The following is a 17974-nucleotide window of genomic DNA, read 5'->3' as shown; positions in this document are numbered from 1 at the left end:
GCCGGGCACGGTCACCAGATCCGTACGCGCTCCGCGGGCGGCAGGTACAGCGCGTCGGACGGCGCGACGTCGTACGCCGCGTAGTACTCGTCGAGGTTGCGCACGACACCGTTGCACCGGAACTCGTTCGGCGAGTGCGGGTCGGTGGCCAGCCGTCGGATGATCTCCTCGTCGCGGCCCTTGGCCTGCCAGACCTGCGCCCAGCCGAGGAACACGCGCTGCAGCCCGGTCAGTCCGTCGACCACCGGGGCGTCGTCGAGGGAGCCCCCGAGGGCGATCCGGTAGGCCTTGATCGCGATCGAGAGACCGCCCAGGTCGCCGATGTTCTCGCCGATCGTCAGCGCGCCGTTGACGAACGCGTCCTGACCGGTGAGCTGGGCGGGGCGGAAGGCGCCGTACTGCTCCACCAGCGCCTTGGTGCGCTGCTCGAACTCCGCCCGGTCGGACGCGGTCCACCAGTCCTCGAGGCGACCGTCGCCGTCGTACTTGGAGCCCTGGTCGTCGAACCCGTGCCCGATCTCGTGCCCGATCACGGCACCGATCCCGCCGAAGTTCACCGCGTCCTCGGCGTCCGGGTCGAAGAACGGCGGCTGCAGGATCGCCGCGGGGAAGACGATCTCGTTCATCCCCGGGTTGTAGTAGGCGTTGACCGTCTGCGGGGTCATGAACCACTCGTCGCGGTCGAGCGGGCGGCCGATCTTGCCCAGCTCGTGGTCCTGCTCGAAAGCGTGGGCCCGGCGCACGTTGCCGACCAGGTCGTCGGCGGTGATCTCAAGACCGGAGTAGTCGCGCCACTTCACGGGATAGCCCACCTTGGGCGTGAACCTGTCCAGCTTCGTCAGCGCGCGCTGCTTGGTCTCGTCGGTCATCCAGTCGAGGTTCTCGATGGACTCGCGGTACGCGGCGACGAGGTACGCGACGAGCTCGTCCATGCGTTCCTTGTGCGACGGCGGGAAGTGGCGCGCCACGTACTCCTGGCCGACGGCCTCGCCGATCGCCCCCTGGACGACGGTGACGGCCCGCTTCCAGCGCTCCCGCACTTCCTGCGCGCCGGAGAGGGTCCGCCCGTAGAAGTCGAAGTTCGCCTCGACGACGGCGTCGGCCAGGTACGGGGCGCGGGCGGTGATCAGGTGGTAGGCGGCCCACAGCTTCCAGTCGGCCAGCTCGGCCGACGCCCACAGCGCCGCGAACCCCGTCGCGAAGGACGGTTCGCGCACCACCAGGGAGTCGAGGGACCCGGTCGGTGCGCCCAGCGCCTCCGCCCAGCCGGCCCAGTCGAAGCCCGGGGCCGAGGCGACCAGGTCGTCGAACGTCGTCGGGTTGTAGGTCTCCGTGGCGTCGCGGTCGCGGACCACGTCCCAGTGGTGCCCGGCGAGCTGCGTCTCCAGCGCGACGACCCGCTCCGCGGCGTCGGCCGCCGTCGTGCCCCACGCGTCCTGCCCGACGCTCGCGAGCGTCAGCATGCGGGCCACGTGCGGCGTGTAGGCGGCCCGGACGGGGGCGTACTGGTCCTCGCGGTAGTACGCCTCGTCGGGCAGCCCGATGCCCGCCTGGGCGAAGTAGGTCACGTACGTCTCGGGATCCTTGGCATCGTTGTCGACGTAGAACGCCACGGCTCCGCCGCCGCCGGTCCGCTGGAGCGCACCGAGCACCCCGGCGAGCGCGGCGTGGTCGTCGGCGTCACGGATCGCGACGAGCTCGTCGTGCAGAGGGGTGGTGCCCAGCTCCTCGACCCGCTCGGTGTCCATGAAGCTCGCGTAGAGGTCGCCCACCTGGGCCTGTGCGCCGGTGGCCGCACCCCGCCGGGCGGCCGCACCCGCGTCGGTGATGATCTCGCGGACCTGCTCCTCGGCGGCGTCGTGCAGGGCACGGAAGGCGCCGTCCATGGACCGGTCCGCGGGGATCTCGTAGGTGTCGAGCCACCGGCCGTTGACATGGCGGAAGAGGTCGTCCTGGGGGCGGACGGAGTCGTCGAGCGTGGATGTGTCGATGCCGGACCGCAGCCCGGTCGCGTCGGTCGTCATGGCGCCAGACTACGCATCGCGCGCGAGCGCCCGTGCGACGGGCCCGCGCGACCGGTGAGATGGGTACGTGAGACGGGGCGGCGGCCGGTCCGTCCCGTGGGGGACAATGAGGTCATGCGTCTGCACATCGCCGCCGATCATGCCGGATACGAGCTCAAGTCCCACCTCGTCGAGCACCTGCGCGCCGCCGGGCACGAGGTCGTCGACCACGGGGCCCACGACTACGACGCCCAGGACGACTACCCGTCGTTCTGCTTCTCCGCCGGTGAGGCCGTCGTCGCTGAGCCGGGTTCGTTGGGTGTCGTCATCGGCGGGTCGGGCAACGGCGAGCAGATCGCCGCGAACAAGGTCATCGGTGTCCGCGCGGTGCTCGCCTGGTCGCTGGAGACGGCTCGCCTCGGGCGCCAGCACAACGACGCCAACGTCATCGCCGTCGGCGGGCGCATGCACACCCTCGAGGAGGCCACGTCGTTCGTCGAAGCCTTCGTCGCCGAGCCCTTCAGCGGCGACGCGCGCCACCAGCGCCGCATCGACCAGCTCGCGGCCTACGAGGCGTCGCGGCCGACCGCCTGACGTGCCCGAGGGGCACACCGTCCACCGGCTCGCCCGGATGCTGGGGGACCTGTTCGCCGGGCGCGAGGTGGGCGTCACCAGCCCGCAGGGCCGGTTCGCGTCCGGGGCATCGCTGCTGGACGGCGGCACGGTGGTGGCGGCCGAGGCGTGGGGCAAGCAGCTCTTCGTCGGGTTCGCGACCGGGGCCTCGGGCACCGACCGCTGGCTGCGCGTGCACCTGGGTCTCTACGGTGCCTGGACGTTCGCCGGTGACGCGAGCACCGACGTCGTGCACGCCATCGGCGCGCCGCGGCGCCGGGTCGGTGAGCGGGACTCGCTCCCGGCGCCCGCACCGTCGGCGGGGGCGTGGACCCCGCCGGAACCGCGCGGTGCGGTGCGGGTCCGCCTCCTCGGGGAGCACGCCGTGGCAGACCTGACGGGTCCGACCGCCTGCGAGGTGCTCACGCCGGCCGAGAAGGCGGACGTCGCGGCGCGGCTCGGTCCGGACCCGATCCGGCCCGACGGGGCCCGGGCGTCCCTGGCCGCGGCGCGCGACGCCTTCGTCGCCAGGGTGCGGCGGTCGCGCGTGACCGTCGGGCAGCAGCTCATGGACCAGGCCGTGGTCGCCGGGGTCGGCAACATCTACCGCGCGGAGGCGCTGTTCCGCGCCGGTGTCGACCCGCTGCGCCCAGGACGCGAGGTCCCCGCCGACGTCCTCGCCCGGATGTGGGACGACCTCGTGGAGCTCATGCGCGACGGCGCCGCGACCGGGCGGATCGTCACCACCCGGCCGGAGCACCGCGGTCGCGGGACGCTCCCGCCGGAGGAGGGTCGTCGACGGACCCGCCAGAACACCGACGGCGACCCCGCGGCCGTGCCCGCCGACGAGGCGTTCTACGTCTACCACCGCGACGGGCTGCCGTGCCGGGTCTGCGGCACCCCCGTGCTGCTCAAGGAGCTGGCGGGACGCAACCTCTTCTGGTGCGGCGTGTGCCAGGCATAGCTCAGAAGACCCAGCTGCACACCGGAGCGACCGGCCACCCGAACGCCGCGCCGGCCGTCGCCAGGGCGCCGGGCGTGCGCGCGGTCACCAGCCCCGCGGCGGCCAGCGCGGCCAGCGACGTCCCGCCCAGGTAGGCGGCACCGAGCTCACGCACGTCCAGCGCGAGATCCGCCTCCGACGGCGGCACGTCGGAGCGTTCGCACGTCGCCGCGCCGAACGGTGCGGCCCGCAGCCGCCACACACCGTCGTTGGCCCCGAGCCGGGTGTCGGTCACCGCGAGGGTCGTGTCGACGGGTGCCGCGTACCGCCGTCCGGCCAGCGCGGCGGGAACGTCCACGAGTCGCACCCACACGTTGTCGACCCGCTGCTGCCCGACGGCCCGGGGGTCGGCGAGCAGGGAGAGCAGCGGGTCGTCGGGGGAGAGGATGAACGGCTTGGTCTCGGTCATGAGGTCCAGGTCGAGGAGCACGCCCCACAGCGCCCGTGCCGCCGCGGCGTCGAGGGCGACCGCCTCCTGGACGCTCACCGTGCCCTGCGCGCCGGAGGGGGCCCAGTCGAGCTTGCGGCGCAGCAGGGCATAGCCGCGCGGTGCGCCCGCGCGTTCGACCACGACGACGCGACGGGACTCCTGCCCGTCGCGGAAGGCCGGCGCGTCGTGCCACCAGGCGGCCTGCAGCTCGGGGGACTCTCGGGTCGCCCAGCCCGGCCGGTTCAGCCCGGTGTCGCCCACGGACTCCCCGGCACCACGGTGCACGGCGTCGACCAGCGCCGCGTGGCGCTCGCGGTCGGCGTGCTCGATGCGCACGCTGTGATCGGAGGCGCCGGGGACCTCCCGCAGCGCGGCACCCCGCGCGATCGTCACGCGGACGTCGTCGGCGGCCTTGCCGTAGCCGAAGCGGCCGTAGATCGGGTACTCGGCGGCGAAGAGCGCCGAGAGCGGCTCGCCGCGCTCGCGACACCGGGCCAGGTGCAGGTCGATCATCGCCGAGGCGATCCCGCGGCGACGGTGCTGCGGGTGCACCCCGACCCAGGTGAGCCCCGCCGTGGGCAGGGTCCCGCCCGGCACCGGGAAGCGGCCGAACGGGTAGGAGGCGTGCATGGCCGCCAGCCCGGGGGCCGACGTCGTCGCGTCGTCCACCTCGACGCCCACGGTGCGCTCCCACGTCAGTGGCGAGGGGCCCTTCTCGATCACGTCGGGGTCGACGGAGGCCGGGAAGGCCCAGGAGTCCATCTCGGTGACCGCGCGGCGGTCGTCGGCGGTGAGCTGGCGGAATCGGTACCCGGGGGGTGCGGAAGCGTCGATGGTCACGGGCCGATCCTGCCGCCTGGCCGGGTGCGGCGCCAGACGATCTCGGCAGCGGTAGGGTCGCGGCGTGACCGACGACGCCGCCACCAGCGCCGGGACGAGCCTTGCCGAGGAGTACCTGGACGAGGTGCTCGCCGTCGTCGAACGGGTCCCCTCGGGGCGCGCGACGACCTACGGTCTGGTGGCCGAGGCCGTCGCCGAGGTGCTCGGCCGTGGCGGGCCGCGCCAGGTCGGTCAGGTGATGGCGCGCGCGGGCTCGGGCGTGGCCTGGTGGCGGGTCGTCAATGCCGCCGGGTCACCGCCCGCGCGGCACCTGGACCGGGCGCTCACCGAGCTGCGCGCCGAGGGCTGCCCGCTGACCCGCGACGGGCGACGGGTCGACCTGCGCCGCGCCGTCTGGCTGCCCTGAACCTCCCCGCAGGACTCGGCCGTCCCGTCGTCAGCCGAGCAGCGCGGCCGCGGAAGCGGCGTCACCCTGGACCAGCAGCGTCGTCAGGGCGGTGTCCTCCCACCGGGAGAGGTCGGCGCGGACCTTCGCCGCCGGACCCACGAGCGCGATCTCCTCGACGAGCTCGGTCGGCACCGCGCGGGCGGCGTCGTCCTTGCGGCCCTCGAGGTAGAGCCGCTGGACCTCGTCGGTGACCGCGCCGTAGCCGAGGCGGTCGAGCGAGGCCTTGTGGAAGTTCGCCTCCTTGGCGCCCATGCCGCCCGCGTACAGGGCGATGTGCGGGCGCACGACGTCGGCTGCCGACTCGACATCGTCGCGCACGACGACGGGCACGGCCGCCGCGACCTCGAAGCCCTCCGGGTGCGAGCGCTCGTCGGCCCGTCGTGCGAAGCCCTCGGCCAGCAGCTCCCGATGCTCGGCGTCCGTGCGGGGCGCGTAGAAGCCCGCCATCCAGCCGTCGGCGATCTCGGCCGCCAGCGCCACGTTCTTCGGGCCCTGCGCCGCGAGGACGATCGGGACCTCCGGCCGGACGGGGTGCACCGTCGGCTTGAGGGCCTTGCCGAGCCCGGTGGCCCCGGGGGCGTCAGCGGGCAGCGGCAGGCGGTAGAAGTCGCCGTCGAACGTCACGGGACGCTCGCGGGCGATCACCTGGCGCACGATGTCGACGTACTCGCGGGTGCGGGCCAGGGGGCGGCGGTACGGCTGGCCGTACCAGCCCTCGACCACCTGCGGGCCTGATGCTCCGAGGCCGAGCACGAACCGACCGCCGGAGAGGTGGTCCAGGGTCAGGGCCTGCATCGCCGTGGCCGTGGGCGTGCGGGCGGCCATCTGGGCGATCCCGGTGCCGAGCCGCAGCCGCGAGGTGTGCGAGCCCCACCAGGCCAGCGGCGTGAAGGCGTCCGACCCGTAGGCCTCGGCGGTCCAGACGGAGTCGAGGCCGGCGGCCTCGGCCTGCTGCAAGGCCTCCACGATGCCGGCCGGCGGCTTGCGGGACCAGTAGCCGGTCTGGATGCCGATGCGCAGGGTGGTCATGGGTCTCCTCGTCGAGTCGTGATACCTGGGACGTCCGGTCCCGGACAACGGCCACCCTAGCCGAGGTGGCGGCGGCGGACGGCGTCTTGGATCCTGGGCAGATGGCCACCTACGACGACGTCGCCCGCCTGGCGCTCGCCCTGCCGGAGACGACCGAGGGCACCTCGCGCGGCTGGCGGGTGTGGAAGGTCGGCGGCCGGCAGTTCGTCTGGGAGCGGCCCTTCACGCAGGCAGACCTGCGGCGGTTCGGGGACGCCCCGGTGCCTGCGGGACCGATCCTCGCCGCAGTGGTCGAGGACCTGGGCGAGAAGGAGGCGGTGCTCGCGGCGCACGCCGATACCCACTTCACCATCGAGCACCTCGACGGCTATGCGGTGGTGCTGGTGCGCCTCGACGCGGTCGGCGACGGCACGCTCGCCGAGACCGTGGAGGACGCCTGGCTGGCCAGGGCGCCGCGGGGCGCGGCGGCGAACCACCGGGCCTCGTGACGGCTTCAGTGGTGCGGTGCCCCATTGCACCGCACCGCCATCCTTTCTAGTGGTGTGGGCCACACCGGGCAAGGGCTGGGAGGCCCCGTTGCCGAATCGCAATCAGATGACGTACTCGATGAGCTGCGAGGGGTCCTCGAACGTCTGCCCGTTGGTCGGTCGTGGCGCCGGAGGCGTGCGCAGCCGTGCCGGGACGCCCACCGCGACCGCGGACGCGGGCACGTCCCGCGTCACCACGGCGTTGGCGCCGATCTTGGCGTCATGACCGATCCAGAGCGGGCCGAGGACCTTGGCGCCGGACCCGACCATCACCCGGTCGCCGAGCGTCGGGTGCCGCTTGCCGGGGTTCATGGAGCGCCCGCCGAGCGTCACGCCGTGAAAGAGCAGGCAGTCGTCGCCGACCTCCGCGGTCGCGCCGATGACGACGCCCATCCCGTGATCGATGAAGAGTCGGCGGCCGATGCGTGCGCCGGGGTGGATCTCGATGCCCGTGAGGAGCCGCGAGACGAGCGACAGGACGCGGGCGAGCAGACGCAGGGCCGGCTGCTGCCACAGGGCGTGCGCTATGCGGTAGTGCCACACGGCGTGGACGCCCGGGTAGGTCAGGACGACCGCGGCGAGCGAGGTCGCGGCCGGGTCCTGGGCGCGCGCGACCTCTGCGTCCTCCCGCAGGAGGCGCAGGAGCGCGCGCGCCGAGGAGCCTGCCATCAGTCGAGCAGGTCGGAGAACAGGATGGTGGACAGGTAGCGCTCACCGAAGCTCGGGATGATGACGACGATCGTCTTGCCGGCGTTCTCCGGACGAGCGGCCACCTGCGCCGCCGCCGCGAGGGCAGCACCCGAGGAGATGCCCACGAGCAGGCCCTCCTCCTTCGCCGCGCGCTTCGCCCACTCGACGGCGGTCTCGGCGTTGATGTCGATGACCTCGTCGTAGACGTCGGTGTCGAGGATCTCCGGGACGAAGTTGGCGCCGATGCCCTGGATCTTGTGCGGTCCCGGCGCGCCGCCGTTGAGGATCGGGGACTCCTCGGGCTCGACGGCGACGATCTGCACCTCGGGCTTGCGCTCCTTGAGCACCTGGCCCACACCCGTGATGGTCCCGCCCGTGCCGATGCCCGCGACGACGATGTCGACGCCGCCGTCGGTGTCGGCCCAGATCTCCTCGGCCGTGGTCTCGCGGTGGATCTTCGGGTTGGCCTCGTTGGCGAACTGGCGGGCCAGGACGGCGCCCTCCCGCTCGGCGGCGATCTTCTCGGCGGCGGCGACCGCGCCCTTCATGCCTTCGGAGCCGGGGGTGAGCACCAGCTCGGCGCCGTAGGCACGCAGCAGGGCGCGGCGCTCCTTCGACATGGTCTCGGGCATCGCGAGCACGACGTTGTAGCCGCGGGCCGCGCCGACGAAGGCCAGGGCGATCCCGGTGTTGCCCGACGTGCCCTCGACGATGGTGCCTCCGGGCTTGAGGTCGCCGGACGCCTCGGCGGCGTCGATGATCGAGACACCGATGCGGTCCTTGACCGAGCTCGCGGGGTTGTAGAACTCGAGCTTGGCGACGACCGTGGCCGCGGAGCCCTCGGTGAGGCGATTGATGCGGACCAGCGGGGTCCGGCCGATGAGCTTCGTCGCGTCGTCGTAGATGACCATGAGCGGTTGTTCCTCCGTGGGTAGCGGTGAGGCTGGCTGGTGAGAGCAGGGGTGCGGCACCGGTCGTGGCGGTGCCCCTGGTGCGGGCAACCGTGGGAAGCGGTGCACTGCGAGCGTCGCACGGTCGCCGCGGCCCGTCAGGTCGGGGTCAGGCGTGGCGTGGACGCTCTACCGACAGCGGCAGGCCGTCATGGGGGCGGCGCAGGCCGGCGAGCACGTCGACGTGCGCGGACGGGAGGCTGCCGCGAGAGCCGTGCGGGGGAGCGCGGTGGGCATCGTGCGTTCCTCCCTCGTGAGCGGCGTGCGCCGCGTGCATCGGCTCTCGTGCAGGGCTAACGTGCCCTGCGGCGCCGAGCCTATCCATGGCCCGACAGATCGACAAGGCCAGTCTCACTGATCGAGAACATCGATGAGTCGACGGCCTCGATGGACGCGCACGCCGGCCCCGGCCGTCTTCGGGCCGGGGCCGGCGGGGAAGCGGAGGGTCAGGCCGCCGAGCACTCCGCGGACAGCGCGGCGGGGTCACCGTCGCCGAGGAAGCCGAACGAGGTCGACGCGCCGGCCGCGAGGCTGCCGTTCCACCCGACGTTCGAGACGGTGCCGCCGGACACCGACCCGTTCCACGCCTGGGTGATCGTCGCGCCGTCGACGACGACGTCCCAGCCGGCGATCGCCGCGTCACCGGCGGTCACCGTCACGTCGGCCTGGTAGCCGCCGGACCAGGCGTTGGTGACGGTCACCTCGGCCGTGCAGTCGCCGCCGGACCCGTCACCGGGGTCCTCACCGTCGCCGGGGTCCTCACCGTCCCCCGGGTCTTCGCCGTCGCCGGGGTCCTCCCCGTCGCCGGGGTCCTCACCGTCCCCCGGGTCTTCGCCGTCGCCGGGGTCCTCCCCGTCGGCAGGGCCGTCGCCGACGATGTCGCCGCCACCGATGTTGATGTCGGAGCACAGGTAGTACGGCTGGTCGGCGTGGCTCGCCTGCCACACGGTGTAGAGCACCGCGCGACCGTCGTAGCCGGTCAGATCCACCTCGGCCTGGTACGGCGACGTGGTCGGATAGGAGTCCGTCACCTGGAGCAGGTCGAGGTCGTCCCAGCCGAGCCGCTCGGTGGTGGGGTCGAAGCTGGGCTTGGAGACGTAGATCCGCAGGTAGTCGGCGCCGTGGTTGGCGCCGTCGGTCAGGGTGAGCGTGAACTGGTGGTCGACCCCGGTGGCGTACCACCCGCCGGGCGTGTCCAGGTAGTCGTACCGGCCGCCCTCGGTCTGCCCGCCGGAGCAGAGCTGGCCGTCGGGGATGAGCTCCTCGTGACGGTGGTTGATGCCCTCGTGGTAGAGGCCGTTCCAGTTCCACATGGCGGCTGGCTCCGCCTGCCAGGCGCCCCAGCACATGGGGTCGATCTCGGCCATCTCCGGGTTGAGGTGGTCGTCACCCCAGCGCTCGAGACAGCCGTAGTTACGGGTGGGCGGGTCGGTGACCGACCCGTGGGCGGCGGCCGAGCTCGCGCCGACCGTGGCGACGGCCACGAACGCGAACGGCGCGACGAGGGCGGCCGTGGCAGCCATCGCCGCCCTGCGCCATCGGGTTGTGCGGGACATCGGTGTCCTCCTGGTGCTCGTACGGCGGCCGCTGCGCAGCGGCCCGGACAGATGCCATGAGGACACGGGAGGACACCGGGGGCCACGGTTCGAACCGTTTAGGTGGCGCGGGGAGGTCTCAGCAGGCGCTCGTCCCCGGAGACGGCGAAGCCCAGGTCGGCGCGACGCGGACCTGGGCTTCGACAGGAAGAGCGGGCGACGGGAATCGAACCCGCGTCATCAGTTTGGAAGACTGAGGCTTTACCATTAAGCTACGCCCGCACGTGCCCGACGGTGGCGCACCGGTGGGTGCTGCATGCGTCGGAACGCGGGCGCCAGCCTAGCAAAGGTCGTGGCGTGCTCCGGGGCACTACACTTGCGCCGGGCCTGCCGTCCTCGGGCGGACAGGTACCACGGGGTGTGGCGCAGCTTGGTAGCGCATCTGCTTTGGGAGCAGAGGGTCGCAGGTTCAAATCCTGTCACCCCGACCGAAGGGCGGCCGGCCCGCCCGGCGCGGACCTTCTCTTGTGGTGGCGCGGACCGGCGAGGATGCTGGCCGTGTGCGGCCCATCGAGCTCGAGCGCCTGGTCCAGGCGCCGATCGACGATGTCTTCGCGCGTCTCGTTGACATCGACGGGCACAACGACTGGCTGGCCGGCACGCGGACCATGCTGAAGCACACCCGGCAGACCTCCCCCGGGCCACCCCGTGTCGGCACGACCTTCGTCGACGTGACCCGCACGGGCACGATGCCCGGTGAGATCGTCGAGCTCGAGGCGCCGACCCTGGTCGTCTTCCACTGGTGGGAGAGGTCCGCGGCGGGCAGGACCACGATCGAGGGGTGGCCGAGCTACCACCTGCGCCCGTCCGGCGATGACGCGACGATGGTCCGGCATCGTGGCCGGTTGGTGCCGCACGGCATCTGGCGGCTGGGCGCCCCGCTCCTGCGCCGGATCGCCGTGAAGGAGCGCACCGTCACGGTCGACGCGCTGCAGGCGTCCTTCGCGGGGCCGACACCCGGCTAGGTCGCACCTGCACGGTCCCGGTCGCGGTCCCGCACTGGCGTTCGGCATCGGGAGGGCGGTGCTGGCAGCGCTCCCCGCGGCCTGGGACCAGGTGGGGACCGGCGTGCTGCCGGCCACGCTGCTGCTCGTGGCGGCGGAGGCGGGCCGCAGTGCGCCAGCTGCGAGCAGGGCCGGAACCGGCTGACCGCTCGCCGCGCGGGACGTCCCCCGCGGTGCCATCGTGTGGCCATGGCCACAGAGTCCAAGCCCCCGGCAGCCAGCATCGTCAACCAGCAGCAGGCCGTCCGCGACAGCCTGCCGTTCTCCGACACGCAGGACTTCGAGGACGCCACCCGCGGGCTGATCGGCCGTCGGCAGCCCAACGCCGTCACGGCGGACGACGGAACGGTTCTCTGGGACAACGACGCCTACGCGTTCCTCGAGGACGAGGCCCCTGGCACGGTCAATCCGAGCCTGTGGCGCCAGTCGAGGCTCGTCGCGACCGACGGCCTCTTCGAGGTCGTGCCCGGGATCTACCAGGTGCGCGGGCTCGACCTGTCGACCGTCTCGTTCGTCGAGGGCGACGAGGGTGTGATCGTCATCGACCCCCTGATCTCCCAGGAGACGGCCGCCGCAGCCATCGCGCTCTACCGCGAGCACCGCGGCGACCGCCGGGTCACGGCGGTCATCTACTCGCACTCGCACGTGGACCACTTCGGGGGAGTCCGGGGCGTGGTCGACCAGGCGGACGTCGACGCCGGACGCACGCAGGTCATCGCCCCGGCCGGGTTCGTCGAGCACGCCGTGGCGGAGAACGTGTACGCCGGGACGGCGATGAGCCGGCGGGCGGGGTACATGTACGGCGCTGCGCTGGCCCGCGGTCCGCAGGGCCAGGTCGGTGCAGGGCTGGGGCAGACGACGTCGACCGGGACGGTGACGCTCATCCCCCCGACCCTGGAGATCACCACCACGGGCGAGGAGCACGTCGTCGACGGCGTGCGCATCGTCTTCCAGATGGCGCCCGACAGCGAGGCGCCCTCGGAGATGCTGTTCTACTTCCCCGCGCACCGGGCGCTGTGCGCCGCGGAGGACGCGACCCACACGCTGCACAACCTGCTCACCCTGCGCGGCGCCGTCGTCCGCGACCCGAACTCATGGGCCAGGTACCTCACGGAGACCGTCGACCTGTTCGGCGCCGACCTCGAGGTGGTCTTCGCCTCCCACCACTGGCCCACCTGGGGCCGGGAGCGGGCCGTGGGGTATCTGGAGAACCAGCGAGACCTGTACGCCTACCTGCACGACCAGACGCTGCGGATGATCAACAAGGGCATGACCGGCCCGGAGATCGCGGAGGAGATCCAGCTCCCGCCGGTGCTCGAGAACGCGTGGAACGCCCGCGGCTACTACGGGTCGGTCAGCCACAACGTCAAGGCGATCTACCAGCGGTACATGGGGTGGTTCGACGGCAACCCGGCGCACCTGTGGGAGCACCCGCCCGTCGAGAGGGCCAAGCGCCACGTCGACCTCGGTGGCGGCGCGGACGCCGTCGTCGAGAAGGCGCGGGCGGCGTTCGACGCCGGGGACCTGCGCTGGGTGGCCGAGCTGCTCAACCACGTGGTGTTCGCCGACCCTGACCACGCCGCGGCGCGAGAACTGCTCGCCGACACCTACGAGCAGCTCGGCTACGGCTCCGAGAACGGCACCTGGCGCAATTTCTACCTCTCGGGCGCCACCGAGCTGCGGGACGGGCAGTTCGGCACCCCGACGGAGTCGAGCGCCCCCGACGTCGTCGCCAACCTGTCCCCGGAGATGCTGTTCGACGCGCTCGCGGTCCAGGTGAACGGCCCGCTGGCGTGGGACGAGCGGCTGACCGTCGATGTCGTTATCGCGGACACCGACGAGCGCTACCGCCTGCGGCTGGCCCACGGCGTGCTGACCTACAGCGCGGCGCCCCAGCGCGGCGAGGCGGACGCGACCCTGACGGCGTCGAAGCAGGCGCTGCCGGTGCTCGCGATGGGTGGCCTGCCGCCGGAGAAGCTCGCCGCCGTCGGCATCGAGCTCTCCGGCGACCCTGCCGTCCTCGGCCGCCTCCTGGCCGTGCTCGAACCGGGCGACAAGGACTTCGCGATCGTCACGCCCTGATCCTCTCGGGACCTGCCTGCGCGACCTCGGCGGACGTCAGAACGCGAGGACCAGCGCCACGCCGCCGAGGCCGAGCAGGCAGGTCCCGGCACAGATGATCGCGATGCGCCGGCCGTGCCGCAGCCGGGGCGTCTCCTGCCGCAGGCGGGCGTCGGTGTGGCGCGCGTGCTGCTGGGCGAACCACCACAGCGGGGGAGTGGCCACCAGCAGGACGCCGACGGCGAGGGCGAGCGACCGCGAGCCCTGCACGGTCGGGAAGACCTGCACGGTCACCAGGGCGGCCGCCATGAACGACAGCAGGGTGCGCCGCCAGGCGAGTGCGGTCCGCTCGGCGGCCAGTCCGCGCTCGGCCGACCGGTCGGGCACCTCGGCCGGGTCGGTCATCGCAGCAGCAGGGCGAGCAGTGCCAGGACCCCGACCACGGTCACCGTCACCACGAGCACGAACCCGGTGATCGCGCCGGGCAGGGGTGCGTCCTCACGCATGGCCCGTTCGGTCCGCGCCCACTCGACGGCGGCGACCACGGGGACCGTCGATCCGGCGACGAGCAGCACGATCGCGGCAGCCAGGCGCAGGGTCGGTTCCATCGGCAGGTCGAGGGCCTCCAGCGCCGTGCCCCCGGCGAGCAGCCCGAGCGACGTGCGCACCCAGGCGAGGATCGTGCGCTCGTTGGCCAGGGAGAACCGCGCGTCGGGCTCGGTGCCCCGGGAGTACACCCACCGGGGGAAGCGTTCGGCGGCCATGGGTCGACCCGTCTCCTCTCACGCGATGCGTCGCCGCCATCCTGGCACCTGGCGAGCCGGACGGCGCGGCGGTGCGGTGCGACGGCGGTGTCCACCGAGCACCGGCGGCCCGCGCACCGTAGTTTGGGCGCGACGAGCGGAGGGGGCGCACATGAGCACCGACACCACGGCCCGACTGGCGAGCGGGCGCGACGAGTCCTCCGCGAGCACGGTCACCGTCGCCGTGGCGTCCGCCGCCAACGCGCTGGTCGCCCTCGCCAAGTCCGCCGCCGCCGTGCTCACCGGGTCGGCGTCGATGCTCGCGGAGGCGGTGCACTCCTGGGCCGACACCGGCAACGAGGTGTTCCTGCTCGTCGCGGACAAGCGGTCGCGTCGGCCCGCCGACCGTGACCACCCCGTCGGGTTCGGTCGCGAGGCGTACGTGTGGTCCATGTTCGCCGCGATCGGGCTCTTCGCCGTCGGGGCGGGCGTGTCGATCACGCACGGGGTCCAGGAGCTGCTGGACCCGCAGCCGGCGGAGGACTTCGGCATCGCCTACGGCGTGCTGGCACTGGCCTTCGTGCTCGAGGGTGTGTCGTTCGTACGGGCGTGGCGGCAGGCCCGCGCCGAGGCGCGGGAGGTGCGACGCGACGTCGTGCGGCACGTCGTGGTCACGTCCGACCCCACGTTGCGCGCTGTGGTGGCCGAGGACGCCGCGGCACTGGTCGGCCTGGAGGTCGCGTTCGCCGGGATCCTCGCTCATCAGCTCACGGGGTCCGCCGTGCCGGACGCGGTCGGGTCCATCGCTATCGGCGTGCTGCTCGCGATCGTGTCCGTCGTCCTGGTCGACCGCAACCGGCGGTTCCTGGTCGGCGAGGTGGCCCAGCCTGCCACGCGCGACGCCGTGCTGCGCCACCTGTAGTCGCTGCCGCAGGTGGAGCGCGTCACCTATCTGCGCCTGGAGTTCGTCGGCCCGCGGTCCCTCTACCTCACCGCCAGCGTCGACCTGCTCGGCGACGAGCAGGAGGTGGCGGTGGCCCGGCGGCTCGACGAGCTCGAACGGCCAGCGGTGCGGGTGGGCCCGATCAGTGGTGCCGTCTTCACGGTGTCGACCCCGGAGGAACCATCACTGGCCCCCGGCGCGGGTCCTCGCCCCGACGGCGCACCTCTGGCATGATCCTCGCCGTCTGACTTCGACCATTTTCGGCCGACTTTCACCTGGAGAACCATGACCACGCCGGACCCGAACGTCCCGCAGAACCCGTCCACCGGCCCTGACGGGTCCTACCCCGCCGGTGCGCAGGATTCCTACCCCGCGGGTCCGCCCGCGCCCGCCTACGGTCAGCCCCCGGCCGAGAACCCGGGCAAGACGATGGGCATCGTCGGCCTGGTCCTCGGGTTCCTGGGGCCGCTCTCGCTCGTCGGGCTCATCCTGTCCATCGTCGGCCTGCGCAAGTCGAAGAAGGCCGGCCAGTCGAACGGCATCGCGGTGGCGGGCATCATCGTGAGCAGCCTCGTGCTCGTCGGCGTCATCATCGCATCGATCGCGATCGGCCTCGGTGTGGCGCACGTCCTCGAGGTGTGCAACGACCTCGGGCCGGGTACGCACATCGAGAACGGCGTCACCTACACCTGCGGCTGACCCGCTGCCCGCGACGGCCCGCCTCGGCACGATGCCGGTGGCGGGCCGTCGTGCGCCCCGGGTCACGACGAGGGCCGGTGCGCCGCTCACGGACCTGGCCTGAGAACCGCCCTCACCGAGCGCACGCAGTGTTGCTGGGGTAGCAAGATGGTGGCATGGCGCACCACGACCACGACGGCCGGACCGGTACCGACCTCGCCGCGACCCTCGGTACCGTCGGCCCGCGGCTGCGGACCCTGCGCACCGAGCGCGGCGTGACCCTCGCGACGCTGGCCGCGCAGACCGGCATCTCCGTCAGCACCCTGTCGCGCCTCGAGTCGGGTCTGCGCAAGCCCTCCCTCGAGCTGCTGCTGCCGCTGGCGCGGGCGCACGGGGTCGCCCTCGACGACCTGGTGGACGCACCGGCCACGGGTGACCCGCGCGTGCATCCGGAGCCGGTGACGGCCGACGGGGTCACCTCTCTCGCGCTGACCCCCGGTGCCGCCGAGATCGGCGCCTACAAGCTGATCATCGAGGCCGGCGCCCGGTCCGGCGATCCCGACCTGCGTACCCACGAGGGCTACGAGTGGTGCTACGTGCTGAGCGGCCGGCTCCGCCTGGTCCTGGGGCACCACGACCTCGTCATGGGCCCGGGCGAGGCCGCGGAGTTCGACACCCGGGTGCCGCACTGGTTCGGGCCCGCCGACGACGGTGCGGTCGAGCTGCTCAGCCTCTTCGGCAAGCAGGGGCAGCGTGCGCACACGCGAGTCCGGCCCCGCGCGAAGGGCTGACGGCACCTCGCACGCGGCAGTGGCGGACGCCACCGCCGCACGCCGTCCGGCCGTGCCGGCCGCAAGGCCATGTGGCGTATGATCGATGGGTTGCCCGTACGCCTGCCGTAAGGGCTCCGGTTCACACAGAGCACGTCCACAGCACAGCATCCAGCGCCGCAGCACACAGCCCGGCACCTACCGGCGAGACGCGCGCGCACGCACCCGACACGTTGGAGACCATCGAAGTGAAGAGCGCCGTCGAGACCCTGGACCCCACCAAGGTCAAGCTGACCGTCGAGGTGGAGTACGACGAGCTCAAGCCGAGCATCGACCACGCCTACAAGCACATCGCGGAGCAGGTGAACATCCCGGGCTTCCGCAAGGGCAAGGTCCCCCCGCGCATCATCGATCAGCGGGTCGGCTGGGGTGCCGTCGTCGAGCACGCCGTCAACGAGGGCCTGTCGGGCTTCTACCGGGACGCCGTCAACGAGAGCGAGCTGCGCCCGCTGGGCCAGCCCGAGGTCGAGGTCACCGAGATCCCGGAGAAGGCCGGCGAGGGCCAGCTCGCCTTCGTCGCCGAGGTCGAGGTCCGCCCCGAGCTCACGCTGCCCGAGCTGTCCGGCCTCGAGCTGACCGTCGAGTCGACCGAGGTCGCCGACGCCGACGTGGACGAGCGCCTCGACTCCCTGCGCGAGCGCTTCGGCACCCTCGTGGGCGTCGACCGCCCCGCCGTCGAGGGCGACTACGTCGTCATCGACCTCAAGGCCGTCATCGGCGACGAGGAGATCGACTCGGTCTCCGGCGTCTCCTACCAGATCGGCGCCGGCAACATGCTCGAGGGCCTGGACGAGGCACTCACCGGCCTGTCCGCCGACGAGACCACGACGTTCGCCTCGAACCTCGCCGGCGGCGAGCACGCCGGTGACGAGGCGACCGTCACGGTCACCGCCACCTCCGTCAAGGAGCGCGAGCTGCCCGAGGCGGACGACGACTTCGCGCAGATGGCGTCGGAGTTCGACACCCTCGACGAGCTGAAGGCGGACCTGCGCGAGCAGGTCGCGTCCTCCAAGACCTCGAACCAGGCCGTCGCCGCCCGCGACGCCCTGCTCGAGAAGCTCCTCAAGGCCGTCGAGATCCCCGTGCCGCAGGGCGTCGTCGAGGCCGAGGTGCACCGCCACCTCGAGCAGGAGGGCCGCCTGGAGGACGAGGAGCACCGCGCCGAGGTCACGGTCGACGCCACCAAGGCGATCAAGAACCAGATCCTGCTCGACACCCTCGCCGAGGAGCTCAAGGTCCAGGTGGGCCAGGGTGAGCTCATCGAGTACCTGGTGCAGGCCTCCCAGCAGTACGGCATGGAGCCGCAGCAGTTCATCCAGACCCTCGACCAGGGCGGGCAGATCCCCGCGATGGTCGGCGAGGTCGCGCGCTCCAAGGCCCTCGCCGTCGCGCTGCGCGACATCGAGGTCAAGGACGGCGACGGCAACGTCGTCGACCTGACCGAGTTCATCGGCACGGCCGAGGACGACGCGGCCGAGGCCGCAGCGGCGGAGGACGCCGCCGAGGAGGAGACCGCCACGGAGGAGACCTCCGAGGGCGAGTCGACCGAGGAGCAGGCCAAGGCCTGAGCCTCCCCTCACGACGACGA

At 72.7% G+C, this 17974-nt stretch carries 19 protein-coding genes and 2 tRNA genes; 12 read left to right on the top strand and 9 right to left on the bottom strand.

Going from position 1 to position 17974, the window contains the following annotated elements:
• Positions 1–11: 11 nt before the first annotated feature.
• Positions 12–2024 (bottom strand): M13 family metallopeptidase, encoded by a 2013-nt coding sequence (locus tag AC3RJ8_RS11380; protein WP_489712735.1) that lies wholly within the window; start codon positions 2022–2024, stop codon positions 12–14.
• Positions 2025–2138: 114 nt separating this feature from the next.
• On the opposite strand from AC3RJ8_RS11380, the gene AC3RJ8_RS11375 reads away from it, so the two are divergent.
• Together AC3RJ8_RS11375 and AC3RJ8_RS11370 are read left to right on the top strand one after the other, a co-directional pair.
• Positions 2139–2597, top strand: a complete 459-nt coding sequence (locus AC3RJ8_RS11375) for a ribose-5-phosphate isomerase (protein WP_489712734.1) — start codon at positions 2139–2141, stop codon at positions 2595–2597.
• Position 2598: 1 nt separating this feature from the next.
• Complete coding sequence (locus AC3RJ8_RS11370) at positions 2599–3579, top strand: Fpg/Nei family DNA glycosylase (RefSeq protein ID WP_489712733.1); 981 nt, start codon at positions 2599–2601, stop codon at positions 3577–3579.
• 1 nt (position 3580) lies between these two features.
• Here AC3RJ8_RS11370 and AC3RJ8_RS11365 read toward each other — a convergent pair whose 3' ends face one another.
• Positions 3581–4888 carry a GNAT family N-acetyltransferase gene (locus tag AC3RJ8_RS11365; RefSeq protein ID WP_489712732.1) on the bottom strand — a complete coding sequence of 436 codons (1308 nt, stop codon included), beginning with the start codon at positions 4886–4888 and terminating at the stop codon, positions 3581–3583.
• Positions 4889–4952: 64 nt separating this feature from the next.
• Here AC3RJ8_RS11365 and AC3RJ8_RS11360 point away from each other — a divergent pair, with 64 nt between their 5' ends.
• Entirely contained in the window at positions 4953–5294 is a 342-nt protein-coding gene (locus AC3RJ8_RS11360) for an MGMT family protein (protein ID WP_489712731.1), read from the top strand.
• A 30-nt stretch (positions 5295–5324) separates the two neighbouring features.
• Here AC3RJ8_RS11360 and AC3RJ8_RS11355 read toward each other — a convergent pair whose 3' ends face one another.
• Complete coding sequence (locus AC3RJ8_RS11355) at positions 5325–6356, bottom strand: LLM class F420-dependent oxidoreductase (protein WP_489715625.1); 1032 nt, start codon at positions 6354–6356, stop codon at positions 5325–5327.
• A gap of 110 nt (positions 6357–6466) precedes the next feature.
• Here AC3RJ8_RS11355 and AC3RJ8_RS11350 point away from each other — a divergent pair, with 110 nt between their 5' ends.
• Positions 6467–6853 carry an MmcQ/YjbR family DNA-binding protein gene (locus tag AC3RJ8_RS11350; RefSeq protein ID WP_489712730.1) on the top strand — a complete coding sequence of 129 codons (387 nt, stop codon included), beginning with the start codon at positions 6467–6469 and terminating at the stop codon, positions 6851–6853.
• Between the two features lie 102 nt (positions 6854–6955).
• Here AC3RJ8_RS11350 and cysE read toward each other — a convergent pair whose 3' ends face one another.
• The 4 genes from cysE to AC3RJ8_RS11330 all read right to left on the bottom strand — a co-directional run bounded on the left by cysE (position 6956) and on the right by AC3RJ8_RS11330 (position 10349).
• Positions 6956–7561, bottom strand: a complete 606-nt coding sequence (gene cysE, locus AC3RJ8_RS11345) for a serine O-acetyltransferase (protein WP_489712729.1) — start codon at positions 7559–7561, stop codon at positions 6956–6958.
• Complete coding sequence (gene cysK / locus AC3RJ8_RS11340) at positions 7561–8493, bottom strand: cysteine synthase A (RefSeq protein WP_489712728.1); 933 nt, start codon at positions 8491–8493, stop codon at positions 7561–7563. Before cysK ends, cysE begins: the two co-directional genes overlap by 1 nt.
• Positions 8494–8978: 485 nt before the next feature.
• Positions 8979–10055, bottom strand: a complete 1077-nt coding sequence (locus AC3RJ8_RS11335; protein WP_489712727.1) for a lytic polysaccharide monooxygenase — start codon at positions 10053–10055, stop codon at positions 8979–8981.
• A 223-nt stretch (positions 10056–10278) separates the two neighbouring features.
• A tRNA-Gly gene (locus tag AC3RJ8_RS11330) sits at positions 10279–10349 on the bottom strand.
• A gap of 132 nt (positions 10350–10481) precedes the next feature.
• Between AC3RJ8_RS11330 and AC3RJ8_RS11325 the strand changes: the two genes are divergently transcribed.
• The 3 genes from AC3RJ8_RS11325 to AC3RJ8_RS11315 all read left to right on the top strand — a co-directional run bounded on the left by AC3RJ8_RS11325 (position 10482) and on the right by AC3RJ8_RS11315 (position 13213).
• Positions 10482–10555: transfer RNA gene (locus AC3RJ8_RS11325), tRNA-Pro, on the top strand.
• 72 nt (positions 10556–10627) lie between these two features.
• Complete coding sequence (locus AC3RJ8_RS11320) at positions 10628–11092, top strand: SRPBCC family protein (protein ID WP_489712726.1); 465 nt, start codon at positions 10628–10630, stop codon at positions 11090–11092.
• 228 nt (positions 11093–11320) lie between these two features.
• Complete coding sequence (locus AC3RJ8_RS11315; RefSeq protein WP_489712725.1) at positions 11321–13213, top strand: alkyl/aryl-sulfatase; 1893 nt, start codon at positions 11321–11323, stop codon at positions 13211–13213.
• A 36-nt stretch (positions 13214–13249) separates the two neighbouring features.
• On the opposite strand, the gene AC3RJ8_RS11310 is transcribed toward AC3RJ8_RS11315, so the two are convergent.
• Both AC3RJ8_RS11310 and AC3RJ8_RS11305 read right to left on the bottom strand, forming a co-directional pair.
• Positions 13250–13597 (bottom strand): DUF202 domain-containing protein, encoded by a 348-nt coding sequence (locus AC3RJ8_RS11310; protein WP_489712724.1) that lies wholly within the window; start codon positions 13595–13597, stop codon positions 13250–13252.
• On the bottom strand, positions 13594–13956 hold the full coding sequence (locus AC3RJ8_RS11305) for a YidH family protein (RefSeq protein WP_489712723.1): 363 nt from the start codon (positions 13954–13956) through the stop codon (positions 13594–13596). Before AC3RJ8_RS11305 ends, AC3RJ8_RS11310 begins: the two co-directional genes overlap by 4 nt.
• Positions 13957–14107: 151 nt before the next feature.
• Here AC3RJ8_RS11305 and AC3RJ8_RS11300 point away from each other — a divergent pair, with 151 nt between their 5' ends.
• From AC3RJ8_RS11300 to tig, 5 genes are all read left to right on the top strand, one after another.
• Entirely contained in the window at positions 14108–14857 is a 750-nt protein-coding gene (locus AC3RJ8_RS11300; RefSeq protein WP_489712722.1) for a cation diffusion facilitator family transporter, read from the top strand.
• Positions 14858–14869: 12 nt separating this feature from the next.
• Positions 14870–15112 carry a hypothetical protein gene (locus tag AC3RJ8_RS11295; RefSeq protein ID WP_489712721.1) on the top strand — a complete coding sequence of 81 codons (243 nt, stop codon included), beginning with the start codon at positions 14870–14872 and terminating at the stop codon, positions 15110–15112.
• 51 nt (positions 15113–15163) lie between these two features.
• Positions 15164–15577: a DUF4190 domain-containing protein gene (locus AC3RJ8_RS11290; protein WP_489712720.1), complete on the top strand. Its 414-nt coding sequence runs from the start codon at positions 15164–15166 to the stop codon at positions 15575–15577.
• Between the two features lie 155 nt (positions 15578–15732).
• Positions 15733–16347, top strand: a complete 615-nt coding sequence (locus AC3RJ8_RS11285) for a helix-turn-helix domain-containing protein (RefSeq protein ID WP_489712719.1) — start codon at positions 15733–15735, stop codon at positions 16345–16347.
• A 227-nt stretch (positions 16348–16574) separates the two neighbouring features.
• Positions 16575–17954 carry a trigger factor gene (gene tig / locus AC3RJ8_RS11280; protein ID WP_489715624.1) on the top strand — a complete coding sequence of 460 codons (1380 nt, stop codon included), beginning with the start codon at positions 16575–16577 and terminating at the stop codon, positions 17952–17954.
• Positions 17955–17974: the final 20 nt, after the last annotated feature.

It is taken from the genome of Isoptericola sp. MSGPD8_1_ISO-PGPR-S23-394 (genome assembly GCF_058072785.1).
Note: the sequence above shows the minus strand (reverse complement) of the source record. Positions and strands in the feature narration are given on the sequence as shown.